Below are 25,555 nucleotides of genomic sequence, written 5' to 3' on the forward strand. Positions count from 1 at the left end.
ACCGTAAATCCCCTATTTACGGTGTAGCCATAGTTCAGGGTAAACCCTATCCTACGACCACGACCGATGTGCATGTGCTGTGTATCGTCGTAGTCGGGCTGGGGGATTCTTTGGTGAGAGGCCCCAGCTCGACACCTTTTAAGCGGCCCCGACCTTGCGGCGCGATCCGATTGGACGAATCTCTACCGCTGTACAGGCCCCCTTCTCATCAACCCGAACTCGAATATCTCGAGCCGAGTTGAGCATTTGAGAGACAGCGCTTTGCGATACCCCAATCAGTAAAGCGAGCTCTGGTTGAGTCTTACCCTCGGCGAAATCTCCCAAGGGAATTCCTATTTCGTTTGCCATCCACGTTTCCTCGAATGGGCGTTGCGGCACGGATATTAGTGTTACTTCTTTTAAACAGCAAGAAAAAAGACGTACAACTGTTTTGATAAAATAAGTCTTCCTTATAAATTGGGATGCATGATTACCTCGATATCCTTCTCTGCCGACGACGAGACCCGAAAAGCCGAAGCCATGCGCTTGAAGGCTATTTATCAGGACCGCAAACGGCATGATCCCTCCCTTACCCAGGACAAAATCGCCGATCTGTGCGAATGGGCTGGGCAAAGCGTTGTCAGCCAATACTTAAATGGCCGAATCCCTCTCAACATCGGAGCGCTGATCAAATTTTCGAATGTCTTGGGCTTTTCGCTTGAAGAGGTAAGTCCACGTCTCGCTGCTCTCGCCGAAATGCCTCGCCTGCGGCATTCGCAGGGCGGCAATGAAAGCTCGAGAACCCCCGACTGGGAAATGCATCAGATTGAAGTGTGGGATGACGAGACCCCGCTCGGGCCTGATGAGGTAGAGCTGCCATTCTTTAAGGAAGTGGAATTGTCTGCGGGTAATGGATCTCAGGTTAGGCTTGAAACAAATGGACGCAAGCTTCGCTTCGGGAAACGCACTCTCAAAAGAAAAAGCATCGATCCTGCTTCTGCAGGTTGCGCTCCAGTAACTGGGAACAGCATGGAGCCAGTCCTTCCGGATGGCAGTACCGTGGGTGTAGACACCGCGAACACAGTCGTTCAGGACGGCAAGATGTACGCCATTGATCATGACGGACAGTTGCGTGTGAAGCTTCTCTATCGATTGCCAGGCTCAGGTTTGCGCCTACGGAGCTACAACACTGAGGAACACCCGGACGAACGCTACGATGGCGACTACGTCCAACAGCACATTCGTATCATCGGGAAGGTTTTCTGGTACTCGGTAATGCTTTAAAAGACCTCTGCCCAAAGGCCCGTAAGGGTCTTTTTTCGTCTACTAATTTTATTTATCAAGTTTTATAAGTGATACTGTTGACATATTAAATCAGTAACACTAATTTTGCATCGGAATCTACCTCTCACCAAAGAGATCAACCCATGCAAATCACACAGCAAAGCGACACCCGCTGCCCTGTTTACCTGCACCCCTCCGCATGCAGCAGTCGCGACGCAGTCGAAGACATACAGCTTCGCACGGGACTTCTCGTCGTCAGCAACCCCAAGGGCCGTACCGCCGCTATCAGGCCAGTCATTATCACTAACGCATCCGAAGCCACTGCCGGGCCGCTTGGAGATGATGCGGTATGAATAACTACCTCATCCCCCTCACTAAACAAGACCTGTTGCATCACATGCTCCAGGTTGGTGGAGGTGCCGTGTGCCCTCTTCAACGACCAGAGCAAACCATCTATGCAAGCTTTGATGTGGAGCTCACTCAAAACAGCGCAGTCGTCAGCGTTGAATTGGGAGGTCACACCGGCGAACTGACCCTCAAGCGGTCGGACCGAGCCAATCACCTGCACCTGCGGGATTTCATCCAGGACATTGCGAACGGCCGAATTGAATCAGCTCAACCCGCGCCACCCGAGCAGTCCGGCCGACTGGCGCAAATTGATCGAGCACTTGCGGACTCGGAAGCATTGCTTGCCCGCGTTCGCAAACTGATCGCTGCCTGAGGACTGCGCCATGAATCGCACCCTGGACGAAACAGCCGCATTGCTCGGACTTAAGCCCCGCGCCTTCCGCACCAGGTTGCGCGAGCTGAGCATTCTCAACAGCAGTGGCGATCTAGCCAGCCAGCACCGTGATCGCGGCTATCTGTATTCGGATCCGCGCAGCACCGTGATTCCGTCCCTCAACAAGTGCCGTCATTACTCCGTGGTGATGGTGAAGGAAGAAGGGATCGAATGGCTGGCCAAGAAGCTAGGAATCATCATTAACAAAAAGGACGCCGCTGCATGAAAACCAACAACCTCAATGCCTACACGCAAGCCCTCGGCGCCCTGAAGCTGATCCCGATCTACTTGAACTGCCCGGGGGTAGTCAGCCGCGCAACGCTCGTTGGCGCCTCGACGGAAGCCATCCAACTACTGGAAAGCATGCCCGTACTAAGCACCGAGCTGGCCGAGGTATTTCGCTGTGTCAACAACGTGCTCCTTGACGGGCAAGTCGCCTACGTTACGCCGACCAACTCGCCTGAGTTCCCATTCGGCGCCGTGGTGGCTGACGCCAAGGGCAACATCTGCGCGGCTGCCATGGGCAAAAGTAAAGAAGGCCTCGCCGAGCTGATTCGCCTCAAGTTGCTGCCCCCATCGGAGGGGTACGGGGAGAACGCAGCGTGAGCAACACACTAGAGCAGTTGCGACGTCAGTTCGCTACTCCATGCCCGACCCTGGCCGCTGTTCGGGAACAGTACTTCGCACACATTCGCACCGACCGCTACCTACTGGCCGAGATCAAGGCAGGCCGTATCGCGCTGGTCGTGAAGCGTTTGCACGGGTCGGCTCGCGCACAACGAGTGGTGTACCTGCACGACCTAGCCGAGTTCCTCGACGCCCAAGCGGCAAAGCAAGCGGCTTGATTTCAACGGTCGCCTCTGCCGTCCAGAGACACACAAATCGCACATCAATAGGCACAGCACATGAAACCTACGGATACGGCCGAATTCATCGGCGAACTCAACGCAGGCGTCTTCGCCAATCAGATCGGTCACGCCCTTTCTGAAGTGGCATCGGGAGTTGTTGATAACGGCAAGGTCGGCTCGGTCACGCTGACCTTCACCTTGAAGCAGATCGCCAACAGCCATCAAGTCACCGTCAATCACAAGCTCGCCTACAAGGTGCCTACCAAACGCGGCAGCCGTACCGAGGACACCACCCTCGATACCCCGATGCACGTCAATGATGGCGGTCGCCTGACTTTGTTCGCCGAAGCCCCACGCGCCGGTCAGCTATTCAACCGCGACGACGCACCGATTCACGCTAAGTCCTAAACCGTTCGATTCCAAACCTCTCACCAAAGGAAGTCGATTCAATGGAAGCCAAAGCAATTCAGTTGATTCAGGACACCGCCGTTCTGGCCTATGCCAAGCCGCTGGATACTTTCACCCCAGCGCTGGTATTGCCGTCTGACCAGAAGATCCACAGCATCGAGAAATTTCAAGCCGCTCGTAGCCGATTCCGCGGCGCGCTCACTACTCACTCGCTGCTGGACTTCGGCAATTACGTAATGACGCAAAGTGCCGAGGTTGTAGCGTCTGGTTTTGTGGACGCCGAAGCAATGTCGTGCACAGTCATTTTCAACCTGGGCGACACCAAGTCACCAGGGCACGGCGACTTCACCGCCACCCTGAACTTGAGAAAAACTGCTGCGTTCCGGGCGCTGGAGCGTGCAGCCTCTATTCAGTTCACGCAGAAAGAACTCAGCGACTGGATTGAGGATTGGGCATCGAATCTCCAAGCCCTCGCGGCCGATGACAGTCCCATCGATTTGCGTAAGGCCGCGAGTGCCATCCGCTCCATCAGCATCGAGCAAGCACGCAAGAGCGAACACATTGTCGGCGACCTAAGCGCCTCTCGTTCAGCGATGGACCAGATTGAGGCCAAGTCCTCAGAAGGGTTGCCTGCTGAATTCCTGTTCACCGTCGAGCCATATGAAGGGCTGAAAGTCCAGATCATCCGCCTGCGTGTAGCCGTTCTCACCGGCGGGGACAAACCCCTGCTGCGCCTGCGCTGGATTGGAGAAGAACAGCTTCGCGAAGACTTGGCACAAGAATTCAAGGAAGTCGTGCAACACGAAGTCGGGGGCGGCGCGCAGCTAACTATCGGCAATTTCAACTTGGGCTAACCCAACACTGCAATCACCTTTCGCCGGCCTCTCACCAAGCATCCCGGCGGAGGGTTTCGCTAAGGCACATAGCACATGACAACAATTCAGATATACGCGCTTATCAGCATCATTATTGCGTCCGCCTTGCTTTACTGGGCGGGCTATCGCAGCGGGCTCATAAGAGGCATCGAGGAAGGGAAAGCCATTCAAAAATCCGACAATTCGGAGGCGATCCAAAACCTAAAGCTTTCGCTTGTCCAAGCACATGATGAGCATAAACAACTGTACTCCCACTATGAGCGCGCACTGGCCGCTTCGAAACTCGGAGAGCCAGAACGCCAAACTTTGCTGGCCATTGTTGAAAAACTCAGGATTGCCGCCGAGACATTCGCTGCTTTCCGCACCGGCAAGAACCTGGAACGTGAATCCCTCATCCTCCGAGCCCAAGCGCTAGCAATGGCAGCTCTTTTGGAGCCAAAAGAGCTGGAGGAAACAGCATGACGAGGTTTTATCCGAAGCCGCCCGCTCTGCTCTTTGAAAAGATGAGCAATATTCCCTCACTACCAGGGAACGTCTTCCACTTCCTTAACCACTGGTTCGGGAGGTTCTATCAGCGGCTTGCCTTCAAGCTTACGTACTTCGTTTTCAGCTTCATCTCTGATTCTTTCGAGGCGAGGCAGTCGCTTCTGCGTTCGTTCAAAAAAATCACCAAGTGCTGGAGGCGCATCATCCGCGAAATATTTGAGCCAATCGTGAATTTCAAACCTCAATTTAAGGCCGATCCGCATCCTCTCCGCATTCAATTCGCCTTTCTGGGTTTCGGTCAAACGGGCCAATTGATCAGTGAGAATAGTACGGCGTATTTCGTTAGAGGGTTTGTAATCAGCGTGCGCATCGTCATAAGGCTGATTATCTACAAATGTGTGAAACTCTTGACACAAGCAAACCAATTGTTCAGATCTGGCTATTTCGAAAAGTCTCTTGTCTTGCTCCTTAAGAGTCAGATCATGACGCTTTTGATACCAAGGAACAGAGATAGCAATTGCGATAGCCAAAATAGACCCCAAACCTTGCACCCACCCAGATGTATCGGGCGGAAGCCACCCATGCTTTACCCAGTAAGCAACCGACCCAACCAAAAGCCAAAGAGCGGCCCCCCCAAAGAGCAAAGCCCACACTGCCCAAAGCGTTTGAGTGACCATCCTCTCCGGAATTTTACAATTCATCATCCATCATGGCTCCTACCCAGAAAAAGGAGCCGAGCATGCCCATTTACAAGCTTTCCGTCTATCAAGGAGATTGCGTGAATGAGCTGGCTCTTTTCGCAGGCGCTGGTGGCGGAATACTCGGCGGCCACCTCCTCGGCTGGCGCACCGTCTGCGCCGTTGAGCGTGATGCCTACGCCGCACAGATTCTGGCGCAACGACAAACCGATGGATTGCTCCCGCCTTTCCCGATTTGGTCTGACGTGTGCAGCTTTGACGGACGACCATGGCGCGGTCTTGTTGACGTGGTTTCGGGAGGATTTCCTTGCCAGGACATTTCGGTCGCAGGAAACGGCCTGGGTATCGCCGGTGCCCGTTCCGGACTTTGGCGGCAGATGGCACGAATTACCGATGAGGTACGACCGCGCTACGTCGAACTGGAGAACTCACCATTGCTTGTGGGAAGAGGACTTGCCGTGGTGCTCGGTGACCTTGCCGAAATGGGGTATGACGCGCGATGGGGTGTTATCGGAGCGGCTGACCTCGGCGCTCCTCATCAGCGAGACCGGATCTGGCTCATCGCAGAAGACACACGCCAGACGCTGGCCAACACCAGTGGCCAGCATGGCAAAAGGATCCTCCCCTGCCGCACTGACTCGCCGATCCGGGGCCGACCGCTCGAACGATCGCCTGGATCACGCCGTGATGGCATTGGATGGTGGTCATCTGAACCCGGAATGGGCCGAGTGGCTGATGGGATGGCCCATCGGGTGGACCGGCTTAAAGCCATTGGCAACGGACAAGTTCCAGTCGTGGCAGCAACAGCATTCGAACACTTGTCAGGACTTGAAAATGTGTGAGGCCGCATGAAAACCTTATTTCTGCTTATGGCTCAATACAATGGGCAAACAATTATTTCACTTAATCAAGTGTGTAAAGACTATTTCACACATCTAACTACCGATATGTTTCAGCGCAAAGTAATGGCTGGTCAAATTCGAATACCCATCACGAGGCTCGAATCCAGCCAAAAAAGCGCTAAAGGAATTCACATAACAGATTTAGCAGCTTATTTAGACTTGCAGCGGGAGGCTGCGGTAAAGGAATGTAACCAGCTCAACGGAATTCGCCGAGCCAGCTAATTCACTGCTTACCCCAAGCGCCCAGCTTCACGGGCGCTTGAATGATCCTCTCTAACCATGGCCATTCGGCATAGTGGTCACCCTTCCCGCGAAGATGGGTATACCTACGCAACGAGTTCCAGTCACGGTGCCCGGACACGCTGGCCACCCGCGGGATATCCCAATCCATCTCAAACAACCGACTAACTCCGTCGTGTCTCAGATCGTGGAAGTGAAGATCTTCAATCTCCAGAAACTTGCACGCCTTCGCCCAGGCCGTAGAGATCGACGAAGAGTTGTAGGGGAAAATTTCCGCACGCTCTTTTGGCATGCTTTGCAGAATTCTCCAAGCTTCGTCGGGTAGGTGGCACCAAACATCATTGCCAATTTTCTGCCCAGGGTTTTTCATATCTCTCACCAGCACCCGCTGATTCGACTCATCGACATCGTCCCACACAATTCGGCTTATCTCATCCTGCCGACGGGTGGAAAAAATCGCGAAGCCAATCACCTTCAGCATGTTGATCGAACTCGGTCGACGCTGCTGCATACTGACGAAGTGCTCCAAAAGTTTATCTAGCTCGTCTTTGGCTGGACGGCGATCGCGCTCCCGGCTCTTCATGTTGTAGCCGAGCTTCCTTAACACCTTCCGAGCGTCCGGCATCGCGTGAGGGTCTACCTCATACCCCCAAGCGGGACGCGCAATCGAAAGGACAGCCCCAAGGTGCGCCAGATCGTTACCAGCCGTTTGCGGCTGGACGCCGCCGCCCTCTTTACTCATTCGCCAGAGTGCAAAATCCACCAAGCGCTGACTGTTGATAGCCGAATCAACGGTCTGGCCAAACTCCGTCGCCGCGATAGCATTTAGAGTGGCTTCTTTGGTTTTACCCAACGGCCGGACTTTCTCCATTTCATCCAGATACTGCTTGATCATGTCCTGTACGGTGACGCCCTTGCGGTTCGCCCTCTCGATCGCACCAGGCTGATCTAGCTCTGCCTCACGTCGCCGCACCCACGCTTGTGCCGCCTGTTTCCGGGCGAAGGTCTGGCTCTCTTGGTAGACTTGCGCTCCATCGCGAAACAGGCGTATCTGTGCCGTGTAACTGACTGAGCCATCGGTGCGTTTTCGTGCTCTGATCGTTGCCATAGTCGACTGGTACAATTCCGAAAGTGATTGGTACATTGTACCAGCGACATCGAAAAAACGCCTGAAAACGCCTAAAAACACGCTATAAATACGTTGAGCCAAATGGTACCAAATACCCACTCCAGCCCAGTAAACTCAAGCCCTGCGCTGTCTCGGCGGTTCTCCGTTGCGCCCATGATGGATTGGACAGATAGGCATTGCCGCTTCTTTCTACGCCTACTCTCCAAACACGCCCTCCTCTACACCGAAATGGTCACCACTGGCGCGCTGCTCAACGGCGATCACGAGCGTTTCCTGCGCCACAACGAAGCCGAACACCCGCTGGCCCTGCAACTCGGCGGTAGCGTCCCCCTCGACCTGGCTGCCTGCGCCCGCATGGCCCAGGAGCACGGTTATGACGAGGTGAACCTGAATGTCGGGTGCCCGAGTGATCGGGTGCAGAACAATATGATTGGCGCGGTGTTGATGGGGCATCCGCAGTTGGTGGCCGATTGTGTGAAGGCGATGCGCGATGCGGTGTCGATTCCGGTGACGGTGAAGCATCGGATCGGGATTAATGGGCGGGACAGTTACGAACAGTTGTGTGATTTTGTCGGCACGGTTCGGGATGCCGGGTGCACGAGTTTTACGGTGCATGCGCGGATTGCGATTCTGGAGGGGTTGTCGCCGAAGGAGAATCGGGACATTCCGCCGCTGCGCTATGACGTGGCGGCGCAGTTGAAGAAGGATTTCCCGGAGTTGGAGATTATTCTCAACGGCGGGATCAAGACGCTGGAGGCCTGTCACGAACATTTGCAGACATTTGACGGTGTGATGCTGGGCCGTGAGGCGTATCACAACCCTTACGTGATGGCTGAGGTGGATCAGCAGTTGTTCGGCAGCACGGCACCGGTAATCACCAGGGCCGAGGCGCTGGCGCAGTTGCGACCTTATATTGCAGCGCACATCGATGCAGGCGGTTCGATGCACCATATCACTCGGCATGTGCTGGGGCTGGGCACCGGATTTCCGGGGGCGCGCAAGTTTCGGCAGTTGTTGTCGGTGGATATTCACAAGGCTAAAGAGCCTTTGGCGTTGCTGGATCAGGCCGCGGAGTTGCTTGAGGGGCGTTAACGATCGCTCGGGTTGAACCTGTGGTCTGATTTGGCATCGTATTTACCGATACCGCGCCCCGCCATTCAAACACCCGTTTCGCGGATGTTGCCGCTGGGGCCATTGATACGCACACCCGCCCTTGAGTGGCTGTCAGCGCTCGGGTAATGTCATCAGACCCATAGGACAGAGCACGCCCATGACTTCCAAGCTGGAACAACTCAAACAAATCACTACCGTCGTTGCCGACACCGGCGACTTCGAAGCAATCGCTCGCGTTAAACCCGTGGACGCTACCACCAACCCGTCCCTGCTGCTCAAAGCAGCGGCCATTCCCGCTTATGCCGAGTTGTTGAACGCCTGCGTTCACGACTGCAAGGGCGATGTGGGTCTGGCCAGCGACCGTTTTGGCGTTGCGGTAGGGCAAGAAATTCTGAAAGTGGTCCCTGGCCGCATTTCCACTGAAGTGGATGCGCGTCTTTCGTTCGACACTGACGCCGTATTGAAGCGCGCGCACCGTCTGATCGAGCTGTACGACAAGGCCGGCATCGGCCGTGACCGCGTACTGATCAAGATCGCTTCCACCTGGGAAGGCATCCGTGCCGCCGAGATCCTGGAAAAGGAAGGCATTCAGACCAACCTGACCCTGCTGTTCTCCTTCGCCCAGGCGGCTGCGTGCGCTGATGCGGGTGTGTTCCTGATTTCGCCATTCGTGGGCCGCATCTACGACTGGTACAAGAAGGCCAACGGCAACGACTACACCGGCGCGGACGATCCGGGCGTGCAGTCGGTGACGCGCATCTATAACTACTACAAGTCCAATGACTACAAAACCGTAGTGATGGGCGCAAGCTTCCGTAATCTGAATCAGATCGAGCAGTTGGCCGGTTGCGATCGCCTGACCATCAGCCCGGACCTGCTGGAGAAACTGGCAGCGGATAACGGCAAGCTGGAGCGCAAATTGGCGCCTGGGCATGCCGGGGAAGCGCGTTTGAACTTGAATGAAGCGCAGTTCCGCTGGTTGTCCAACGAGGACGCGATGGCGACCGAGAAATTGGCCGAGGGGATTCGTCAGTTTGCTCGGGATCAAGAGAAGCTTGAGGCGCTGCTGCAAGCCAAGCTTTGATCTAGTTCGAGGCCATGCAAAAAGGGCGAACCCTGATGGGTTCGCCCTTTTTTATGCGCTCAGGAACAGAGTTGGCTTCGCACAAGGCTGCGTGGCGGTTTAAGGACGCCTTCGCGGGCAAGCCTCGCTCCTCCAGGGTAATTGTGGCGGGTCGCGATAATTTAAACGACGCGAAACTGTAGGAGCGAGGCTTGCCCGCGAAAGGGCCAGCCCGGACTACATTGCGTTTGGGGTCAATGCCGCTCCAGCGCATTCACCAGATCATGGAACGCTTCACGATTGGAATCGTTGAGGCCCATGAGGATCCTGTGCGCTTCAAGCACTTTGATCCGCACGATTTCCTCGGACTGATCCTGGTCTGGCAGGTCGGTCAGGCATTCAGGACACGGGATCGGGCGGTCAACAATGTTGAACACTTGCTCGAAGCCCATGGACTGCAGCAGACGAGTGATGTCTTCGTGGGTGGTGACGACGGTCGGCAGCAGGCCGACCTTCTGCCGCGACAGGATCGACAGTTTGGCCAGCAGGCCCAACGTGGTGCTGTCGATGCTGCGGGTTTCGGTCAGGTCGATCACGATCGCGTTGAAGTTCAACGCCGTGAAGATCCGCTCAATAGTCGCATCCAACGCCGAACACAGGGTCAGGCGAACTTCACCGACGAACTTAAGGACGAAGGTGCCATCCTGCTCGGCGAACTGGATTCTACCGGTACTCATTAAAGATTCCTGCTCAACACCAACAGGGCGATATCATCCGGCATCTCCCCTAGCGTGGCCAATCCAAAAACCTGCCGCAGCCCATCCAGGGTGCCGCCCGCAGCCTTGACCCGTTGGGGCAACGCCGCTTCTTTCTCTTTGAGTGTCGGTTCTGGCAAAAGGTCCAGAATGCCATCAGACATCAGCGTCAAGCTGAACGTCGGTGGCAATTCCATCACGTGATCTTCGTAGGTGGCTTCGTTGAAGAGGCCCACCGGCAGACCACGCCCTTCCAGATAACGAACACTGTCTGGCGTGTACAACACAGGCAACGGCAAATGACCGCCGATGCTATAGGTCAACAAACCTGTCTCCTCGTCGATGACACCACCGACCATTGTGACGTGTTTACCCAGCTTACAACTGATCAGGCCTCGGTTGATATGACCAAGGACCTCTGAGGGTTGGAATTCCGGCAATGTGCCGTTGCGCTTGGATTCGAACAGCAAGCGCGTGGTCATGAACTTCAGCAGCACAGTGACGAAGGCTGAAGAGGCGCCATGACCGGAAACGTCCGCCAGGTAGAAGGCTACCCGACGCTCGTCGACCCGAAAGTAGTCGACGAAATCACCCGACAGGTACAGCGACGGGATGATCTGGTGAGCAAACTGGAACTCATCGATGGTCCAGGGACTGACCGGCAGCATGTTCATCTGCACCTGGCGACCGGCATTCTGGTCTTCCTGGAGCAGGTTCAGGCTGGCTTCGAGCTCGCGGTTGGCCTTTTCAAGCTTGTCGCGGTAGCGCTGATTTTCCAGCAACAGGCGCGCACGATCCAGGGCCCGGCGCACAGAGTGCTCGAGCACAGCCAGATCTTCGAGAGGCTTGATCAGGTAGTCCGCCGCGCCCAGGCGCAGGGCCTCGACCGCGTCGTTCATCACGCCGGCACCCGAGACCACGATAACCGGGGTTTGAGGCGACAGCTCGGTCACCTGGCGAATGAGTTCGAGTCCGCCCATCTGCGGCATGCGCAGATCGCAGATGACCAAGTCGGGCTTGTCTTGCTCGAATACCTGAAGACCCTGCTGGCCATTGCTGGCCTGCAGGACACTGAAACCACTGTCTTCCAAATAGGCGGCGAGGCTCGCGCGCACTACTTCGTCATCATCGATTATCAGCAGCGTGGCACTGGTTTTTGGCATGTGGGCAAACGGCGCCAGAATTAGGTTGGCGTAGCAGGCAAGGGTTTTATCCCGGCTCGTACTACTGGATTCGCTTTCTAGCCTCTCTGTTGCACTGTTTTCGAGCGTCTGCCCTACACACAGGTCCACCAAAGGTGCCCTTCTAAGGCGCAGACGGTACTCCCATCCGCGGGGCGTTTCAAGCTCACGCCGATGGTCGCTTGACGTCTTTACTTGTCAAATCACCGGGAGTTATAAGAACAGGCAAAACCGTAACCCAATGGAAGGATGAAGCCCATGAGTCAAACCGATCGGGACTACAGCGAAAAGCGTGATTTCATCCGTATGCGGGTCGATGCCGATGTGTCGCTGATTCACGAAGGCGATGAGGTGCCAGCCGTCTGCATCGACCTTTCCAGCAGTGGGATGCAGGTTGAGGCACCACGCTTGTTCAAGGTCGGAGACCGGCTGAGCGTGCGAATCGATTCCGATCACACCGCCCTCAAAGGCCTTGAGGCCGACACCGAAGTGGTGTGGGTGAAGGAACAGGACGGCGAAAGTCAGAAACTCGGGCTTACAATCTTGAAGATGAAATGACCAGGAACCCATAACGAAAGAAGGCGGCCCAATGGCCGCCTTCTTCGTTTTACCGCTTCAAATCAAAAATCGTCTACGACGTGGCCGTCCTTGACTTTAAATTCGCGGTTCTGCAGGTAGGCGTTGCGGATGAAGATGTACTTGTCGCCATTGATCAGCTTCTCGGCTGACAGCAGGCTGGCACGGGTGTCGACGATGTTCAGGCCGAATACCGAGTTACGCACCGGAATATCGTTGATGTACGGGTACGGGCCGGTGTAGCCATCGACAATCTTGGACGGTGCGTCACGCAGGGTGCTTGGGCCGAGCAATGGCAGCATCACGTACGGACCACTGCCAACGCCCCAGTGACCGAGGGTCTGACCGAAGTCTTCGTCGCTGCGGTTCAGGCCCATTTTGGTGCCCACGTCGAAGAAGCCGGCCAGACCGAAGGTGGTATTGAGCAGGATACGTGCGGTATCGACGCCAGCGGCGTGTGGCTTGGCTTGCAACACGTTGTTGAACAGATTGGTCACGTCACCGACGTTGCGGAACATGTTGTGAATGCCGTCTTCCAGAAACTGCGGCGTCACGTAGTCATAACCCTGAGCAATCGGCTTCAGTGCGTAGGTATCGACAAAGTCGTTGAACTGGTAAATCGGGCGGTTGACACTTTCCCAAGGATCGTCTTCCGAAGCTGCCTGAGCGGCAAACGGAACCAGCAACACGCTGGCACACACACAAAGCTGAGCGAGTCGATTGCTCCAGCGCATAGAAAAACTCCTTGGATTGTACTGGCGCGGGCGCGCGGCCCAAGCGTTAAGACGGCTAGTATAAGACGGAAAAGCGGGTTTAGGCAGCGTCGTATGAGCCGGCCTGCGGATGTTGCGAAATGACTGCGCGCAATTCACATCAATGTCACTCAACTGTCACTGTCATCCCATAGCCTTGTCGCTATTTCAGGGACGTTGATATGTCGCATGCCGAAGCCTTGCCTGTCGCCGCACCCAGCCTGACTGCCGTACTGTTCGGACTCAGTGGTTGCCTGGTGGATTTCGGTGCCCGTACGCACCAGCCCGGCGCTCCCTGCGCCGAACACGCCGAGGTCACCCCCGGCGCCCTGGATAGCCTGCACAGCTTGCAGCGGCAGAAAATCCCCTGCGCCTGGCTGGATGAACTCTCCCCTACCCGCAGCCAAGCCCTTGCTGGCGCCCTGCCCGCGTGGATCAAACCTTCGCAACATCCAGCAACAATCAATCCATGGCCGGCGCCAAACGCCTGCTGGCAAGCGTTGATGGCGTTGAATGTCGAGCGGCTGGACGGCTGTGTGCTGGTCAGCGGCGAACCACGATTGCTGCAGGCCGGGCTCAATGCCGGGTTGTGGACCATTGGCCTGGCGTCCTGCGGTTCGCTGTGCGGGCTGGCGCCGAATGAATGGCAAGCCTTGAGCCAAAAGGACCGCGAACACCTGCGGGGCAAGGCGACGGTGCAGTTGTTTGGTCTGGGGGTGCACTCGGTGATTGATCACCTCGGTGAACTCGATACCTGCCTGGCCGACATCAGCCTGCGCCGGCTCAAGGGCGAAAAGCCCTGATCGAGATCATGCAGGTTGCCCGGGAGTGGATTAATCTAGAGGTCAGCCATAGACCTTTGGCGTGCTGCTGCGGTCTATGCCAGTGCCTATCGATAAAAGGAAGAACGCCATGCCTGCCCGCGAACTGCAAGAACAGCTCAATACCCTGCGCGAGCAATTGGAACAGAATCCGCCGCTGTCCGAAGCCGAGCGCGAAGACCTGCACGCGCTGATGCAACAGATCGAACTTGAGCTTGAACTGGAAACCAAAACCAAAGACTCCAATCTCGCCGATGGCGTGAACCTGGCCATAGAACGCTTCGAACTGGAACACCCGGCCATTGCCGGCACCTTGCGCAACATTGTGCAGACCCTGGGCAACATCGGGATCTGAACCCCTCAGGTGCAAAAAAGCCCCGCCAGTGATAGCGGGGCTTTTTCGTTTACAGGGTCTGAAATCAAAAGATCGTCCGAAGGCTCGGGACGCGTTCGGACGATCTTTTGATCTTGATCTTACTGGCGGACCAGACGGTGGTTCGGCAGTTGGACCGTTTCAGTACTGCGATACGGGTTGATATCCAACCCGCCACGCCGCACATAGCGCGCATACACGGTCAGTTTCTCTGGCTTCAACAACCGCTGCAGGTCGAGGAAGATCCGCTCCACGCACTGCTCATGGAAGTCCGAGTGTTGACGGAAGCTCACTAGGTATTCCAGCAAACTCGCGTGATCCAGCGCAGCGCCACGGTACTCGACCGCCACACTGCCCCAGTCCGGCTGGCTGGTGACCGGGCAGTTGGACTTGAGCAAATGGCTGTGCACGCTCTCTTCGACGATGCGCGAATCATCGCAACGCAGCAGTTCCGGACGCGGGTGCTCGTAGGTGCTGACGCTGATGTCCAGGTCATCAATGCAAACGCCCGGCAACGCCACGACGCCTTCCGCCTCAACGTCCTTGAGGCTGCGAATCCGCACGCCGACCGGTTTACCGGCTGCCACCGACAGGTCTTTCACCAGCGTGGATTCAAGGCTCGCTGTGTCGGCAAACGGCGTCTGGTTCAGGGAATTGAGGTACAACTTGAACGACTTGGATTCGATGATGTTCGGCGAATCCGCCGGGATAATGAATTCACCGATCGCCACCACGGGCTTGCCCGACGGCAACAGCCACGACAGTTCGAAGCAGTTCCAGAAGTCCACGCCTTTATACGGCAGGGTGTCCGCTGTCAGCCCCAACTCGGCCCATTTCGCGGTGCGCGGGATCGGGAACAACAAGGACGGCGTGTAGGTGGCGATGTATTCGCTGGACTTGCCCAGCGGCGAATGTTCGGCTGCGGGATGCATGGCGGAAACCTGACTGAAGAATCAGCGGATTCTATCAGCCTTTGCGCCCGTCTTTGAATGCTTACTGACTGACAGTCAGTTTGCCGACCATGCCAGCCTGATAGTGGCCCGGGATATTGCAGGCGAATTCCAGGCTGGTCGCCCTGGTGAAGGTCCAGGTCAGCTCGGCGGTTTTGCCCGGCGGCACCAAAACACTGTTGGGGTCGTCGTGCTTCATGCCGTGATCCATTCCGGCCATCGAACCGTGGTCCATGTCCTTCATCGCTGTAGGTGTCAGCATTCCGTTCTGCTGCATCTTCAACATTTCCTGCTGGTGCGCGGCATGCATAGCCGCATCACCGAGGTTGAACTCGTGCAGCAACTGGCCTTTATTCACCAGCACAAAACGAACAGTCTCACCGGCCTTGACCTCGATGGTTTTCGGATCGAACGACATATCGCCCATCACCACTTCCACGCTGCGGCTGGCTTTGGCCGCCGCGGCCGGTTGACCGAAGTCGTAGGTCTGCGCGGGCGAGGCCCATACTGGAGAACCCAGCGCCAGCAAACACGCGGCCAGCACCAGACGATTGCGCAAAAACATAGTCGTACTCCAACAAGATAAGGTTCAGCCTGTGCAAAACTCTAAACTGACACGCCTGCCCGCAACCTGACAGCCAGATTACAACTTTGTCAGGTTGGCCTGCATTGCAGCCGCCCACGGTATAAAGCGTTCGTTCCATTTGCCCAGAGTTACCCATGAAACTGCTGATCGTCGAAGACCAGGCCAAAACCGGCCATTACTTGCGCCAGGGCCTGACCGAGGCCGGTTTCAATACCGAACTGGTGGCCGATGGCAGCACCGGCCAGCAACTGGCGCTGACCGGCGATTACGCCTTGCTGATCCTCGATGTGATGCTGCCCGGCCGTGACGGCTGGCAAATCCTGCAAGCTGTGCGCGGTGCGGGTCTCGACACGCCGGTACTGTTTCTGACAGCGCGAGACGCGGTGGAGGACAGGGTTCACGGCCTGGAACTTGGCGCCGACGACTACCTGGTCAAACCTTTCGCCTTCTCCGAACTGCTGGCCCGAGTCCGCAGCCTGTTGCGCCGTGGCAACGCCACGCCTCAGGAAACCTGCCTGCAACTGGCCGACCTGCGCCTGGACCTGATCCGCCGCCGGGTCGAACGTAGCGGCCAGCGCATCGACCTGACCGCCAAGGAATTCGCCCTGCTGGAAATGCTCCTGCGCCGGCAGGGTGAAGTGCTGCCCAAATCGTTGATCGCCTCCCAGGTGTGGGACATGAATTTCGACAGTGACACCAATGTCATCGAAGTGGCGATCCGACGGCTGCGCCTGAAGATCGACGACGAATTCCCCAACAAGCTGATCCACACCGTGCGCGGCATGGGTTATGTGCTTGAAGAGCGCGACGCCTGATGCGCCGACTGTCCTTGAGTAATCGCCTCGCGCTGCTGTTTGCGGCCTGCACGGCGGTGGTTTCGTTATTCGCCGGGGTGTTGTTCAGCCGCGCCAGCGAAGCCCACTTCATCGAACTCGATCAGCAGTTGCTGGACGGCAAGTTGATCGGTTTACGTCGGGCACTGCACGATATTCAGTCCAGTGAAAGCCAGGCGAAGCTTGCGGATGAACTGAGCCGACAGGCCGATCTGTCGCTACGAATCACCGGTAGCGATGGCCGGCGCTGGTACGACAGCGCCGCGAACTTGCCCAAGGAACTCCCGCAAAAACCGGGCTTATCAACCCTGAACGACGACGGCACTGACTATCGCGTCCTGAATGCGCCGCTGTACCTCGACAAACCCGACTCACCGCAACTGACCCTGCTGCTGGACATCACTCATCACCAACACTTTCTGCAACGCATGCAGCACCTGATCTGGCTGACCGTTGGCCTCTCGGCCCTGGCCACCGCGTTGCTTGGAGCCTGGGCGGCACGTAGCGGTCTACGCCCGTTGCGGCGCATGAGTGCGGTGGCCAGTGGCGTTTCTGCGCAATCGCTCAATGCGCGGTTGCCGGAAGAGAACATGCCACCGGAACTCGCGGAAATGGCCCACAACTTCAACGCCATGCTCGGACGTCTCGACGACTCTTTCCAACGGCTCTCGGCCTTCTCCGCCGACATCGCCCATGAACTGCGCACGCCACTGTCGAACCTGCTGACCCACACCCAGGTCACCCTCACCCGCCCCCGCACGCTCGAGGACTACCGCGAAGCGCTGCACAGCAACCTCGAAGAACTGCAATGGATGGCGCAACTGGTCAACGACATGTTGTACCTGGCCAAGGCAGACCACGGTTTGCTGATGCCCAAGCGTGAACCGCTGGCGTTGGCGGAGGAAGCAGATCTGGTGCTGGAGTTCTTCGCGCCGCTGGCCGAGGACGCGCAAGTGACGCTGACCCGCGATGGCAGCGGGCACATCGAAGGCGACCGCAGCATGTTGCGCCGGGCGCTTTCCAATCTGCTGGATAACGCATTGCGGTTTACGCCGGACAACGGCGAAGTTCGGCTGCGGATTGTCGAGCAGCCCAAAGGCTTGAGCCTGACGGTCGAGAACAGTGGAGACGGGATTTCGGAAGATTTGCTGCCGCGCCTGTTCGACCGTTTCTACCGGGCCGACCCGGCGCGCCAGGAAGGCAGCAGTGAACATGCGGGGTTGGGATTGGCGATCACCCAGTCAATCATCCGCGCCCATGGCGGGCAGATTCGTTGCGAATCGGAGAGTGGGTGGACGCGGTTTGTGATTGAGTTGCCAAAAGGAGATTGAGGGCGGCAACGCCGGCCTCTTCGCGAGCAAGCCCGCCCCCACATTAGATCTGAGTCAACTCGGTCAAATGTGGGAGCGGGCTTGCTCGCGAAGGCAGTATCAGGAGTTACGAATACCGCAACGCGTGAGCCGGCTCGATCTTCGCTGCACGCCACGCCGGGTAAACCGTCGCCAAAAAGCTCAAGATAAACCCGGCAGAACAGATCAGTAACACATCCCCGCCCTGCAACTCGGACGGCAAGTTGCTGACGAAATACACGTCCGAACTGAAGATATGCTGCCCGCTGACGCGTTCCAGCCAACCCACCAGCTCACTGACGTTCAACGCCGCAATCACCCCCAGAATGCCGCCGATCAACGTGCCGACAACCCCGATCACCGTGCCCTGCACCATGAAGATCGCCATGATCTGACGTGGCGTCGCGCCGATGGTCCGCAGGATCGCGATGTCCGCGCCCTTGTCGTTCACCACCATGATCAAGGTGGCGATGATGTTGAACGCCGCCACCGCGACGATCATCAGCAACAGCAGGCCGATCATGGTTTTTTCCATTTTCATCGCGCTGAACAGGCTGCCCTGGGTGTGGGTCCAGTCGTCAGCCTTGTAACCCGCGCCGAGGGCAGTGGCGATGTCGTTCGACACTTTAGGCGCCGCGTACAAGTCCTTCACCGCCAGGCGCACGCTCTGCACCTGATTCGGTTGCCAGTGCTGCATTTGCGCGGCATCGGCCATGTGGATCAGCGCCATCGAGCCGTCCAGCTCGGCGCCGACCTTGAACACGCCGACCACGTTCAGCCGCTGCATGCGCGGGGTGATACCGCCCGGTGCGGTGCTGACTTCGGGCACGATCAGGGTGATCTTGTCGCCGACGTTCAAGCGAAAGCGCCGCGCGGTGATTTCACCGACCACCACGCCGAACTCGCCGGGTTTCAGGTCATCGAGGCGACCTTGCACGATGTGCTGGGCGACGATCGAGACCTTGCCTTCCTGCGCCGGATCGATGCCGCTGACCTGGATCGGCTGCATCGAGCCTTTGTAGGACAGCATGCCTTCCATCTCGGTGAACGGCACGGCGGCGGTCACTTCCGGATTTTTCATCGCAGCGGCGGCCACTGGCTGCCAATCGTCGATCGGGCTCACGCCGACGATGGTCGCGTGGGGCACCATGCCGAGGATGCGCGAGCTCATTTCGCGCTGGAAGCCGTTCATCACCGACAACACCACGATCATTGCCAATACGCCCAAGGCGAGGCCGATCATCGAGGTCATCGAGATAAAGGATACAAAGCGATTGCGGCGCTTGGCGCGGGTATAGCGCGCGCCGATAAAGATCGATAACGGTCTGAACATTCGCTGGGGCACCGTATGAAAATAAAAGACCCGACGCCTTTTCAAACCTCGGGTTTGGGCCGATCAGATGGCTGTCAGGCGACCTTCCTGCAAATGCAGGACACGGTCCATCTGGCGGGCCAGGTTCATGTCGTGAGTCACCACCAGGAACGCCGTGCGCATCGAGGTGCTGAGTTCCAGCATCAAATCCTGAATGCCCTGGGCAGTGTGGGAGTCGAGATTGCCGGTCGGCTCGTCGAGCATCACCAGGCCAGGGTTATTCACCAGGGCGCGGGCGATGGCCACACGCTGGCGTTCGCCACCGGAGAGCTCGGACGGCTTGTGTTCCAGACGATGGCCCAACCCAACCCGCTCCAGCAACGCGGTGGCACGCTGACGCGCCTCCGGGATCGCAGTCTTGCCGATCAGCAACGGCATGCAGACGTTTTCCAGCGCGGTGAATTCCGGCAGCAAGTGGTGGAACTGGTACACGAACCCCAGGGAACGGTTACGCAGCAGGCCACGCTTCTTCTCGCTCAGTGCCGACAGCTCTTCGCCGTCGAGCCAGACGCTGCCCTTGGTCGGCGTGTCGAGGCCGCCCAACAGGTTGAGCAAGGTACTTTTGCCCGAACCCGAAGTGCCGACAATCGCCACGCGCTCACCCGGATGCAGCTCCAGTTGCAGACCGGCCAAAACTTCTACAGATTCCGGGCCTTCCTCATAGGATTTGCCCAGGTTGCGGCAGCTCAAGATTGCTTTATCACTCATGCCTGACTCACTCATAACGTAGCGCCTCCGCAGGCTGGGTGCGCGCGGCACGCCAGGCTGGATACAGGGTGGCGAGGAAACTCAGAACCAACGCGGCGGCGCAGACCATCAACACGTCCTGGCTCTGCACTTGCGACGGCAGGTAATCAATGAAATACACGTCGGCGTTCAGGAATTTATGCCCGATCAGACCTTCGAGGGCCGAGATCGCGGCGCTGACGTTCAGCGCGGCGAAGATCCCGACCACAGCGCCGATCAGCGTACCGATCACACCAATGACCGTGCCCTGGACCATGAAGATCGCCATGATCTGCCCCGGCGTGGAACCGAGGGTACGCAGGATCGCGATGTCGCCCTTCTTGTCGTTCACCACCATCACCAGCGTGGAGATGATGTTGAAGGCCGCGACGGCAACGATCAGCAGCAACAGCAGGCCGATCATGGCTTTTTCCATGCGGATCGCCTGATACAGGTTGCCGTGGGTACGGGTCCAGTCGCGGGCGTAGTAATGGTCTTCGCCGAGTTGCTGGGCGATGTTCCATGCCGTGCGCGGCGCCTGGAACAGGTCGTCGAACTTCAGGCGCAGGCCCTGGACCTGATCCGGTTTCCAGCGGTGCAACCTGGCCAGATCCTGCAGGTTGGTCACGCCCAGGTAGCCATCCAGCTCACCGGCGCCGACATGGAAGATGCCGACCACGGTAAAGCGTTTCATGCGCGGGAACATCCCGGCCGGGGTCACGGTGACTTCCGGCGCCACGAACGTCAGCTTGTCGCCGATGGACGCACCGAGCTTGGCCGCGGCCTTGTCGCCAATGACGATGCCGAAGCTGCCGGGGGTCAGGTCGTCGAGCTTGCCCTGCTGCATGAAGTTATCAATGATCGAGACCTGCCGTTCCAGCGCAGGGTCGACGGCATTGAGCAGCACCTTGGACACCTTGCCGTTGTTGGTCAGCAGGCCCTGCATCTGGGTGAACGGCGCAACGGCCGTCACCTGCGGGTTCTGCCTGACCTTGGCGGCCAGGCTTTGCCAGTCGCTGATCGGCTCACCAGACTCGATGGTCGCGTGGGGCACCATGCCCAGCACGCGGGTGCGCATCTCATGATCGAAGCCGTTCATCACCGAAAGCACGACGATCATCACGACCACGCCAAGGGCGAGCCCGATCATCGAAGTCAGGGAAATGAACGACACAAAATGATTGCGACGCTTTGCACGGGTATAACGCGTGCCAATAAATACGAAGAGAGGTCTGAACATGTCGGGGCTTGTTCGGAGGGAAAAGGAACGTCCTTGTGGCGGGGGTCGATAACCAGCTTTACACTCAGACCACCGCCGCTACCATGGGTTCGCCATGTCGACATTAGATGAAGAAGATCGCCGCGAATACTACCGTATCGAGGACGCGATCGCACTGGAAATTCGGCCCCTGTCCGCTCCCGAAGCCGCAGGCCAGGAAGTGTTGCAGGATGCTTCCCCACTGTTCAACCTGCTCAGCGAACTGCACCTGAGCGAATTCGAGTCGCAGCACCTGTTGCGCCAGATCAGTGAGCGCGACCGCAGCATCGCCGCCTTCCTGAAATCCCAGAACAAACGCATCGACCTGCTCAGCCAGGTGATTGCCCTGACCGTGCTCGGGCAAATCGGTGAACCGCAATCGGTGATCATCTCTGAAGGCGGCATCGACTTTCAGCACCCGACGCCGATTGCCGTCGGCGCGCACCTGTCAGTCAAAATGGTGCTGATGCCGCAAGCGCTGGGGCTGCTGCTGCGGGCCAAGGTCACCCACTGCGACCGCAAGGGCGACGGCTACGACGTCGGCACCGAGTTCGAGTACCCGACCGATGCCCAACGCCAGCTGCTCGCCCGCTATATCTTGCAGAAGCAGGCCCAGGAGCGACGCCTGGCCCGCGAACAAAACGAATCAGGCATTTAATTAAGGAAGAACCGTGACCCTCATCTACGGCCATCGCGGCGCCAAGGGCGAAGCACCGGAAAACACCCTCACCAGTTTCCAGGAATGCCTCAAGCACGGCGTTCGCCGTTGCGAACTGGATCTGCACCTGTCCATGGACGGCGAGTTGATGGTCATCCACGACCCGACGCTCAAGCGCACCACCGACCGTCGCGGCAAAGTGGTCGAGCATTCGGCAAAAGATCTGGTGACCTACGACGCCCGCAAGGGCGGCCCGGCTGGATCAAGGCGTGCCCGATTCCAACGCTGGAAGAACTGTTCGAGAAGTGTGATTTCGAGCACTGGCAACTGGAAGTCAAAAGCGCTTCACGCACTCGCGCCGCGACCACTGTGCTGGCGATTCGTGAAATGGCTCAACGTTTCGGCCTGCTCGACAAGGTCACGATCACCTCAAGTTCGCGCGAAGTGCTCAAAGCCGCGCTGGACCTGGTGCCGGACGTGTCCCGCGGATTGGTGGCCGAGTATGCCTGGCTCGACCCGTTGAAGGTCGCGCAAAGCTATGGCTGTGAGATTCTGGCGCTGAACTGGACCCTGTGTACGCCGGAACGCCTGCAGAAGGCGCAGCGTCAGGGGTTGCATGTATCGGTATGGACAGTCAACGAGCCCGCGCTGATGCGCAGACTCGCCGACTTCGGCGTTGACAGCCTGATTACAGACTTTCCCGGTTTGGCCACTGCCACGCTCGAGAATTGCTGAAATCGGTCTCCCCGGCCGGCTCAGGCCACCGGCCGGAGCCGCTCAAAAAGCCGGTTGAGACCATCGTACGCCGCTACCCGATAGGCTTCGGCCATGGTCGGGTAGTTGAACGTCGTGTTGACGAAGTACTTAAGGGTGTTCAGTTCGCCCGGCTGGCTCATGATCGCCTGGCCGATGTGAACAATCTCCGACGCCTGATAGCCGAAGCAGTGAACGCCCAGCACTTCCAGGGTTTCGCGGTGGAACAGGATCTTCAGCATGCCCTGAGGCTCGCCGGCGATCTGTGCACGCGCCATGCTCTTGAAGAACGCCTTGCCCACTTCGTACGGCACCTTGGCCTGAGTCAGCTCTTGCTCGTTCTTGCCGATCGAGCTGATCTCCGGAATGGTGTAGATGCCGGTCGGCACGTCATTCACGAAGCGCCAGCTGTTGTTATCAACAATGCTGCCAGCTGCCGAACGGCCCTGATCGTGCGCGGCACTGGCCAGGCTTGGCCAGCCGATCACGTCACCGGCACCGTAAATGTTCGGCACGCAGGTGCGGTAGGCTTCGTCGACTTCGATCTGGCCACGGCTGTTGACCTTCACGCCGATGTTTTCCAGACCCAGTGCGTCGGTGTTGCCGGTACGGCCGTTGCACCAGAGCAAGGCGTCGGCCTTGATCTTCTTGCCGGACTTGAGGTGCAGGATCACACCGTTGTCCACGCCTTCGACGCGGTCGTAGTCTTCGTTGTGGCGAACCGTGATGTTGTTGTTGCTGAAGTGATAGCTCAGGGCCTGGGAAATTTCCGAGTCCAGGAAGCTCAGCAACTGACCGCGGTTGTCCACCAGCTCAACCAGTACCCCCAGGCCACTGAAGATCGACGCGTATTCGCAACCGATCACGCCAGCGCCGTAAACGATGAGTTTGCGCGGGGTGTGGCCGAGGCTGAGGATAGTGTCGCTATCGTAGATACGCGGGTGATGGAAATCGATGTCCGCCGGGCGATAAGGACGCGAACCGGTGGCGATGATGATGTGCTTGGCGACCAGCTTCTCGACCACACCGTTGGCGCAAACCACTTCGATGGTTTGCTCGTCGGCGAAGCTGCCGGTGCCGAAGAACACGTCGACGCGGTTACGGGCGTAGTAGCCGGTGCGCGAAGCGACTTGCTTGGAGATGACTTTTTCGGCGCTTTTCAGTACGTCCGGGAACGAGAACCAACGCGGCTCACCAATGGCCCGGAACATCGGGTTGGTGTTGAACTGCATGATCTGCCGGACCGAGTGACGCAGTGCCTTGGACGGGATGGTACCCAGGTGGGTGCAGTTGCCGCCGACCTGGCGACGGCTGTCGACCATTGCCACTTTGCGCCCTGCCTTGGCGGCGTTCATTGCCGCCCCTTCTCCCGCCGGGCCGGAACCCAATACCACCACGTCGTAGTTGTAGACAGCCATGCATACTCCTCAGAACAGGCCGCGGCGCCCTCGGCACCGGCGGCTAAATCACGCCGATCTGCGGCGTGAAGGAACAATTTTGGGTCAATTCAGAACCCGGACACAGTCTATAGAAGCGTCAACGCCGCGCACATTAACCCTTGGTCGCGTCGTAGGCTACTTTTGCCTGCGCTACAACGCCAGCCTTCAATGCTCGAATCGCCGTAATCATTCGGTTTTGCCGCCACTGAGGCGTTCAAAAGCCTGATTGGTCCGTGTGACGAAACCTGTATCGGCACGAATCACAAAGAATGCACCAATGTCGTGTTTTTGCGCGTAGTCCCAGCCCCGTTCGGGGCCGAGAATCAGCAACAGCGTCGATAAGCCATCGGCCATCAGGGTTGAAGGATCAATCACCGTGACTGAGGCAAGGTTGTGGGTAATCGGCGCACCGGTCCGGGCATCGAAGGTGTGGGAGTAGCGCTGGCCGCCCTGCTCGAAATAATTACGGTAGTCGCCTGAAGTGGACACGCCATAGCCGTCGACATTGATGATGCGCTGAGCCACTTGCTGATCCTCCAGGGTTCTTCCAGGGCAATCTTCCACGCAGAGCCGTCGAGCTTTTTACCGGCAGCCTTGAGTTCGCCAGTGGCTTCGGCGAGGTAGTTGTGGATGCCCAGCGCTTCGAGTCTGGCGGCAATGGTGTCCACCGTGTAGCCGGCAGCGATGCTGTTGAAGTCAACCTCGACGGCGGCGTCCTTGCAGAGTTGATCGCCGTCGATGCGCAGGTGCGTTTGCCCCACGCGCGTCATTACCCCGGCCAACGCTTCGGCGCTCGGGACTTTTTCTTCTCGGCCCTGCGGACCGAAACCCCAGAGGTTCATCAGCGGTTCAACGGTCAAGTCGTAGGAGCCTTCGCTTTGTAGCGACAGCTGTTCGCCAACGCGGACCAATTCGAGGATCGGCGCGGGCATTGTCTGACAGCGATTAGCAGGCAGATCGTTGAAACGCTCGATCTCCGAGTCGCTGCGGTAGGTCGACATTTGCCGGTCGACGTCGGCGAGGATGTTCTCGACTTCGACCTGCACCTCTTTCGGGTCGGGCAATCCCTTGGTTCGTACGTACTTGATCGAATAGGTGCTGCCCATGGTCGGGCCGCCGAAGCTTTCCATGGAATCGCCGTTGCCGCAGCCGGATAAGGCGCTGATTAACACAACGAAACTGCCTAACCGCCAACTCGACAAATCCTGCCCCTCAAGAGAAATCCCTGACACAACGTCAATGCTGGCCATTATGCGACACAACAGTGGGAGCGGGCTTGCTCGCGAAAGCGGTGTGTCAGTCACATCGATAGCGACTGACACTCCCTCTTCGCGAGCAAGCCCGCTCCCACATTTGATCTGCGTTGC

30 protein-coding genes and 2 pseudogenes are annotated in these 25,555 nt (G+C 57.8%); 19 read left to right on the plus strand and 13 right to left on the minus strand.

Going from position 1 to position 25,555, the window contains the following annotated elements; genetic code table 11:
* Positions 1-138: 138 nt before the first annotated feature.
* Positions 139-558, minus strand: coding sequence for a Cro/CI family transcriptional regulator (locus JFV26_RS34830; protein ID WP_446739920.1), 420 nt, complete (start codon positions 556-558; stop codon positions 139-141).
* Between JFV26_RS34830 and JFV26_RS12575 the strand changes: the two genes are divergently transcribed.
* The 8 genes from JFV26_RS12575 to JFV26_RS12610 all read left to right on the plus strand — a co-directional run bounded on the left by JFV26_RS12575 (position 466) and on the right by JFV26_RS12610 (position 4,637).
* Positions 466-1,263 carry a LexA family transcriptional regulator gene (locus tag JFV26_RS12575; RefSeq protein WP_159245150.1) on the plus strand — a complete coding sequence of 266 codons (798 nt, stop codon included), beginning with the start codon at positions 466-468 and terminating at the stop codon, positions 1,261-1,263. The genes JFV26_RS34830 and JFV26_RS12575 overlap by 93 nt on opposite strands.
* A 349-nt stretch (positions 1,264-1,612) precedes the next feature.
* Positions 1,613-1,984, plus strand: coding sequence for a hypothetical protein (locus JFV26_RS12580; protein WP_201192731.1), 372 nt, complete (start codon positions 1,613-1,615; stop codon positions 1,982-1,984).
* A 10-nt stretch (positions 1,985-1,994) separates the two neighbouring features.
* A complete protein-coding gene (locus JFV26_RS12585) occupies positions 1,995-2,270 on the plus strand; it encodes a hypothetical protein (protein WP_201192734.1) in 276 nt (91 codons plus the stop codon).
* Positions 2,267-2,650, plus strand: coding sequence for a hypothetical protein (locus JFV26_RS12590; RefSeq protein ID WP_201192736.1), 384 nt, complete (start codon positions 2,267-2,269; stop codon positions 2,648-2,650). Before JFV26_RS12585 ends, JFV26_RS12590 begins: the two co-directional genes overlap by 4 nt.
* Complete coding sequence (locus JFV26_RS12595) at positions 2,647-2,889, plus strand: pyocin activator PrtN family protein (protein WP_073473050.1); 243 nt, start codon at positions 2,647-2,649, stop codon at positions 2,887-2,889. Before JFV26_RS12590 ends, JFV26_RS12595 begins: the two co-directional genes overlap by 4 nt.
* Positions 2,890-2,949: 60 nt before the next feature.
* Entirely contained in the window at positions 2,950-3,300 is a 351-nt protein-coding gene (locus tag JFV26_RS12600) for a hypothetical protein (RefSeq protein WP_201192738.1), read from the plus strand.
* A 41-nt stretch (positions 3,301-3,341) separates the two neighbouring features.
* Positions 3,342-4,154, plus strand: a complete 813-nt coding sequence (locus tag JFV26_RS12605; protein ID WP_201192741.1) for a DUF2303 family protein — start codon at positions 3,342-3,344, stop codon at positions 4,152-4,154.
* A 75-nt stretch (positions 4,155-4,229) separates the two neighbouring features.
* Complete coding sequence (locus JFV26_RS12610; protein WP_201192744.1) at positions 4,230-4,637, plus strand: hypothetical protein; 408 nt, start codon at positions 4,230-4,232, stop codon at positions 4,635-4,637.
* A gap of 59 nt (positions 4,638-4,696) precedes the next feature.
* On the opposite strand, the gene JFV26_RS12615 is transcribed toward JFV26_RS12610, so the two are convergent.
* Positions 4,697-5,338 (minus strand): hypothetical protein, encoded by a 642-nt coding sequence (locus tag JFV26_RS12615; protein ID WP_201192747.1) that lies wholly within the window; start codon positions 5,336-5,338, stop codon positions 4,697-4,699.
* A 101-nt stretch (positions 5,339-5,439) separates the two neighbouring features.
* Here JFV26_RS12615 and JFV26_RS12620 point away from each other — a divergent pair, with 101 nt between their 5' ends.
* Both JFV26_RS12620 and JFV26_RS12625 read left to right on the plus strand, forming a co-directional pair.
* Positions 5,440-6,201 carry a DNA cytosine methyltransferase gene (locus tag JFV26_RS12620; protein ID WP_201193147.1) on the plus strand — a complete coding sequence of 254 codons (762 nt, stop codon included), beginning with the start codon at positions 5,440-5,442 and terminating at the stop codon, positions 6,199-6,201.
* 6 nt (positions 6,202-6,207) lie between these two features.
* Positions 6,208-6,483 carry a pyocin activator PrtN family protein gene (locus JFV26_RS12625; protein WP_201192750.1) on the plus strand — a complete coding sequence of 92 codons (276 nt, stop codon included), beginning with the start codon at positions 6,208-6,210 and terminating at the stop codon, positions 6,481-6,483.
* A 1-nt stretch (position 6,484) separates the two neighbouring features.
* Here the strand turns inward: JFV26_RS12625 and JFV26_RS12630 are convergent, their stop codons facing one another.
* Complete coding sequence (locus tag JFV26_RS12630) at positions 6,485-7,609, minus strand: site-specific integrase (protein WP_201193149.1); 1,125 nt, start codon at positions 7,607-7,609, stop codon at positions 6,485-6,487.
* 102 nt (positions 7,610-7,711) lie between these two features.
* Between JFV26_RS12630 and dusA the strand changes: the two genes are divergently transcribed.
* Together dusA and tal are read left to right on the plus strand one after the other, a co-directional pair.
* Complete coding sequence (dusA, locus tag JFV26_RS12635; protein ID WP_201192753.1) at positions 7,712-8,722, plus strand: tRNA dihydrouridine(20/20a) synthase DusA; 1,011 nt, start codon at positions 7,712-7,714, stop codon at positions 8,720-8,722.
* A 178-nt stretch (positions 8,723-8,900) separates the two neighbouring features.
* Positions 8,901-9,827, plus strand: coding sequence for a transaldolase (gene tal / locus JFV26_RS12640; RefSeq protein ID WP_201192756.1), 927 nt, complete (start codon positions 8,901-8,903; stop codon positions 9,825-9,827).
* 233 nt (positions 9,828-10,060) lie between these two features.
* On the opposite strand, the gene rssC is transcribed toward tal, so the two are convergent.
* Complete coding sequence (rssC, locus tag JFV26_RS12645; RefSeq protein WP_201192759.1) at positions 10,061-10,543, minus strand: anti-sigma factor antagonist RssC; 483 nt, start codon at positions 10,541-10,543, stop codon at positions 10,061-10,063.
* Complete coding sequence (rssB, locus tag JFV26_RS12650; protein ID WP_201192762.1) at positions 10,543-11,724, minus strand: two-component system response regulator RssB; 1,182 nt, start codon at positions 11,722-11,724, stop codon at positions 10,543-10,545. Before rssB ends, rssC begins: the two co-directional genes overlap by 1 nt.
* A gap of 276 nt (positions 11,725-12,000) precedes the next feature.
* On the opposite strand from rssB, the gene JFV26_RS12655 reads away from it, so the two are divergent.
* Positions 12,001-12,300 (plus strand): PilZ domain-containing protein, encoded by a 300-nt coding sequence (locus tag JFV26_RS12655; RefSeq protein WP_201192765.1) that lies wholly within the window; start codon positions 12,001-12,003, stop codon positions 12,298-12,300.
* A gap of 62 nt (positions 12,301-12,362) precedes the next feature.
* Here JFV26_RS12655 and JFV26_RS12660 read toward each other — a convergent pair whose 3' ends face one another.
* Entirely contained in the window at positions 12,363-13,052 is a 690-nt protein-coding gene (locus tag JFV26_RS12660; protein ID WP_201192768.1) for an MlaA family lipoprotein, read from the minus strand.
* 200 nt (positions 13,053-13,252) lie between these two features.
* Here JFV26_RS12660 and JFV26_RS12665 point away from each other — a divergent pair, with 200 nt between their 5' ends.
* Both JFV26_RS12665 and JFV26_RS12670 read left to right on the plus strand, forming a co-directional pair.
* On the plus strand, positions 13,253-13,873 hold the full coding sequence (locus JFV26_RS12665) for an HAD family phosphatase (protein ID WP_201192771.1): 621 nt from the start codon (positions 13,253-13,255) through the stop codon (positions 13,871-13,873).
* Positions 13,874-13,982: 109 nt separating this feature from the next.
* Positions 13,983-14,246, plus strand: coding sequence for a DUF4404 family protein (locus tag JFV26_RS12670; protein ID WP_201192774.1), 264 nt, complete (start codon positions 13,983-13,985; stop codon positions 14,244-14,246).
* 119 nt (positions 14,247-14,365) lie between these two features.
* Here JFV26_RS12670 and queF read toward each other — a convergent pair whose 3' ends face one another.
* Positions 14,366-15,196 carry an NADPH-dependent 7-cyano-7-deazaguanine reductase QueF gene (gene queF / locus JFV26_RS12675; RefSeq protein WP_201192777.1) on the minus strand — a complete coding sequence of 277 codons (831 nt, stop codon included), beginning with the start codon at positions 15,194-15,196 and terminating at the stop codon, positions 14,366-14,368.
* A 61-nt stretch (positions 15,197-15,257) separates the two neighbouring features.
* Positions 15,258-15,779, minus strand: coding sequence for a copper-resistant cuproprotein CopI (gene copI / locus JFV26_RS12680; RefSeq protein ID WP_201192780.1), 522 nt, complete (start codon positions 15,777-15,779; stop codon positions 15,258-15,260).
* Between the two features lie 155 nt (positions 15,780-15,934).
* On the opposite strand from copI, the gene JFV26_RS12685 reads away from it, so the two are divergent.
* Both JFV26_RS12685 and JFV26_RS12690 read left to right on the plus strand, forming a co-directional pair.
* Positions 15,935-16,615 (plus strand): heavy metal response regulator transcription factor, encoded by a 681-nt coding sequence (locus JFV26_RS12685; RefSeq protein WP_201192783.1) that lies wholly within the window; start codon positions 15,935-15,937, stop codon positions 16,613-16,615.
* The gene (locus tag JFV26_RS12690) at positions 16,615-17,964 is read left to right on the plus strand and encodes a heavy metal sensor histidine kinase (RefSeq protein WP_201192786.1); all 1,350 of its coding nucleotides are present in this window, start codon (positions 16,615-16,617) and stop codon (positions 17,962-17,964) included. The genes JFV26_RS12685 and JFV26_RS12690 overlap by 1 nt, the downstream gene beginning before the upstream one ends.
* A 106-nt stretch (positions 17,965-18,070) precedes the next feature.
* On the opposite strand, the gene JFV26_RS12695 is transcribed toward JFV26_RS12690, so the two are convergent.
* The 3 genes from JFV26_RS12695 to JFV26_RS12705 all read right to left on the minus strand — a co-directional run bounded on the left by JFV26_RS12695 (position 18,071) and on the right by JFV26_RS12705 (position 21,320).
* Complete coding sequence (locus JFV26_RS12695) at positions 18,071-19,315, minus strand: lipoprotein-releasing ABC transporter permease subunit (protein WP_201192789.1); 1,245 nt, start codon at positions 19,313-19,315, stop codon at positions 18,071-18,073.
* A gap of 63 nt (positions 19,316-19,378) precedes the next feature.
* A complete protein-coding gene (gene lolD, locus JFV26_RS12700; RefSeq protein WP_201192792.1) occupies positions 19,379-20,062 on the minus strand; it encodes a lipoprotein-releasing ABC transporter ATP-binding protein LolD in 684 nt (227 codons plus the stop codon).
* 7 nt (positions 20,063-20,069) lie between these two features.
* The gene (locus JFV26_RS12705) at positions 20,070-21,320 is read right to left on the minus strand and encodes a lipoprotein-releasing ABC transporter permease subunit (protein ID WP_201192795.1); all 1,251 of its coding nucleotides are present in this window, start codon (positions 21,318-21,320) and stop codon (positions 20,070-20,072) included.
* Between the two features lie 94 nt (positions 21,321-21,414).
* Between JFV26_RS12705 and JFV26_RS12710 the strand changes: the two genes are divergently transcribed.
* Both JFV26_RS12710 and JFV26_RS12715 read left to right on the plus strand, forming a co-directional pair.
* Complete coding sequence (locus JFV26_RS12710) at positions 21,415-21,996, plus strand: PilZ domain-containing protein (protein ID WP_201192798.1); 582 nt, start codon at positions 21,415-21,417, stop codon at positions 21,994-21,996.
* Between the two features lie 13 nt (positions 21,997-22,009).
* Positions 22,010-22,731: pseudogene (locus JFV26_RS12715) on the plus strand (glycerophosphodiester phosphodiesterase).
* Between the two features lie 20 nt (positions 22,732-22,751).
* Here JFV26_RS12715 and sthA read toward each other — a convergent pair.
* Positions 22,752-24,167, minus strand: coding sequence for a Si-specific NAD(P)(+) transhydrogenase (gene sthA, locus JFV26_RS12720; protein ID WP_201192801.1), 1,416 nt, complete (start codon positions 24,165-24,167; stop codon positions 22,752-22,754).
* 207 nt (positions 24,168-24,374) lie between these two features.
* A pseudogene (locus JFV26_RS12725) lies at positions 24,375-25,318 on the minus strand (FAD:protein FMN transferase).
* Positions 25,319-25,555 lie beyond the last annotated feature (237 nt).

The sequence above is a fragment of the Pseudomonas sp. TH31 genome (genome assembly GCF_016650815.1).
Classification (GTDB): Bacteria; Pseudomonadota; Gammaproteobacteria; order Pseudomonadales; family Pseudomonadaceae; genus Aquipseudomonas.

What these genes read in the sequence shown, in the direction of transcription:
- JFV26_RS12575 (WP_159245150.1), top strand. Translation starts at nt 466, where the DNA reads ATGATTACCTCGATATCCTTCTCTGCCGACGACGAGACCCGAAAAGCC.
- JFV26_RS34830 (WP_446739920.1), bottom strand. Translation starts at nt 558, where the DNA reads ATGCCGTTTGCGGTCCTGATAAATAGCCTTCAAGCGCATGGCTTCGGC.
- JFV26_RS12580 (WP_201192731.1), top strand. Translation starts at nt 1,613, where the DNA reads ATGAATAACTACCTCATCCCCCTCACTAAACAAGACCTGTTGCATCAC.
- JFV26_RS12585 (WP_201192734.1), top strand. Translation starts at nt 1,995, where the DNA reads ATGAATCGCACCCTGGACGAAACAGCCGCATTGCTCGGACTTAAGCCC.
- JFV26_RS12590 (WP_201192736.1), top strand. Translation starts at nt 2,267, where the DNA reads ATGAAAACCAACAACCTCAATGCCTACACGCAAGCCCTCGGCGCCCTG.
- JFV26_RS12600 (WP_201192738.1), top strand. Translation starts at nt 2,950, where the DNA reads ATGAAACCTACGGATACGGCCGAATTCATCGGCGAACTCAACGCAGGC.
- JFV26_RS12605 (WP_201192741.1), top strand. Translation starts at nt 3,342, where the DNA reads ATGGAAGCCAAAGCAATTCAGTTGATTCAGGACACCGCCGTTCTGGCC.
- JFV26_RS12610 (WP_201192744.1), top strand. Translation starts at nt 4,230, where the DNA reads ATGACAACAATTCAGATATACGCGCTTATCAGCATCATTATTGCGTCC.
- JFV26_RS12615 (WP_201192747.1), bottom strand. Translation starts at nt 5,338, where the DNA reads ATGGTCACTCAAACGCTTTGGGCAGTGTGGGCTTTGCTCTTTGGGGGG.
- JFV26_RS12625 (WP_201192750.1), top strand. Translation starts at nt 6,208, where the DNA reads ATGAAAACCTTATTTCTGCTTATGGCTCAATACAATGGGCAAACAATT.
- JFV26_RS12630 (WP_201193149.1), bottom strand. Translation starts at nt 7,609, where the DNA reads ATGGCAACGATCAGAGCACGAAAACGCACCGATGGCTCAGTCAGTTAC.
- dusA (WP_201192753.1), top strand. Translation starts at nt 7,712, where the DNA reads ATGGTACCAAATACCCACTCCAGCCCAGTAAACTCAAGCCCTGCGCTG.
- tal (WP_201192756.1), top strand. Translation starts at nt 8,901, where the DNA reads ATGACTTCCAAGCTGGAACAACTCAAACAAATCACTACCGTCGTTGCC.
- rssC (WP_201192759.1), bottom strand. Translation starts at nt 10,543, where the DNA reads ATGAGTACCGGTAGAATCCAGTTCGCCGAGCAGGATGGCACCTTCGTC.
- rssB (WP_201192762.1), bottom strand. Translation starts at nt 11,724, where the DNA reads ATGCCAAAAACCAGTGCCACGCTGCTGATAATCGATGATGACGAAGTA.
- JFV26_RS12655 (WP_201192765.1), top strand. Translation starts at nt 12,001, where the DNA reads ATGAGTCAAACCGATCGGGACTACAGCGAAAAGCGTGATTTCATCCGT.
- JFV26_RS12660 (WP_201192768.1), bottom strand. Translation starts at nt 13,052, where the DNA reads ATGCGCTGGAGCAATCGACTCGCTCAGCTTTGTGTGTGTGCCAGCGTG.
- JFV26_RS12665 (WP_201192771.1), top strand. Translation starts at nt 13,253, where the DNA reads ATGTCGCATGCCGAAGCCTTGCCTGTCGCCGCACCCAGCCTGACTGCC.
- JFV26_RS12670 (WP_201192774.1), top strand. Translation starts at nt 13,983, where the DNA reads ATGCCTGCCCGCGAACTGCAAGAACAGCTCAATACCCTGCGCGAGCAA.
- queF (WP_201192777.1), bottom strand. Translation starts at nt 15,196, where the DNA reads ATGCATCCCGCAGCCGAACATTCGCCGCTGGGCAAGTCCAGCGAATAC.
- copI (WP_201192780.1), bottom strand. Translation starts at nt 15,779, where the DNA reads ATGTTTTTGCGCAATCGTCTGGTGCTGGCCGCGTGTTTGCTGGCGCTG.
- JFV26_RS12685 (WP_201192783.1), top strand. Translation starts at nt 15,935, where the DNA reads ATGAAACTGCTGATCGTCGAAGACCAGGCCAAAACCGGCCATTACTTG.
- JFV26_RS12690 (WP_201192786.1), top strand. Translation starts at nt 16,615, where the DNA reads ATGCGCCGACTGTCCTTGAGTAATCGCCTCGCGCTGCTGTTTGCGGCC.
- JFV26_RS12695 (WP_201192789.1), bottom strand. Translation starts at nt 19,315, where the DNA reads ATGTTCAGACCGTTATCGATCTTTATCGGCGCGCGCTATACCCGCGCC.
- lolD (WP_201192792.1), bottom strand. Translation starts at nt 20,062, where the DNA reads ATGAGTGATAAAGCAATCTTGAGCTGCCGCAACCTGGGCAAATCCTAT.
- JFV26_RS12705 (WP_201192795.1), bottom strand. Translation starts at nt 21,320, where the DNA reads ATGTTCAGACCTCTCTTCGTATTTATTGGCACGCGTTATACCCGTGCA.
- JFV26_RS12710 (WP_201192798.1), top strand. Translation starts at nt 21,415, where the DNA reads ATGTCGACATTAGATGAAGAAGATCGCCGCGAATACTACCGTATCGAG.
- sthA (WP_201192801.1), bottom strand. Translation starts at nt 24,167, where the DNA reads ATGGCTGTCTACAACTACGACGTGGTGGTATTGGGTTCCGGCCCGGCG.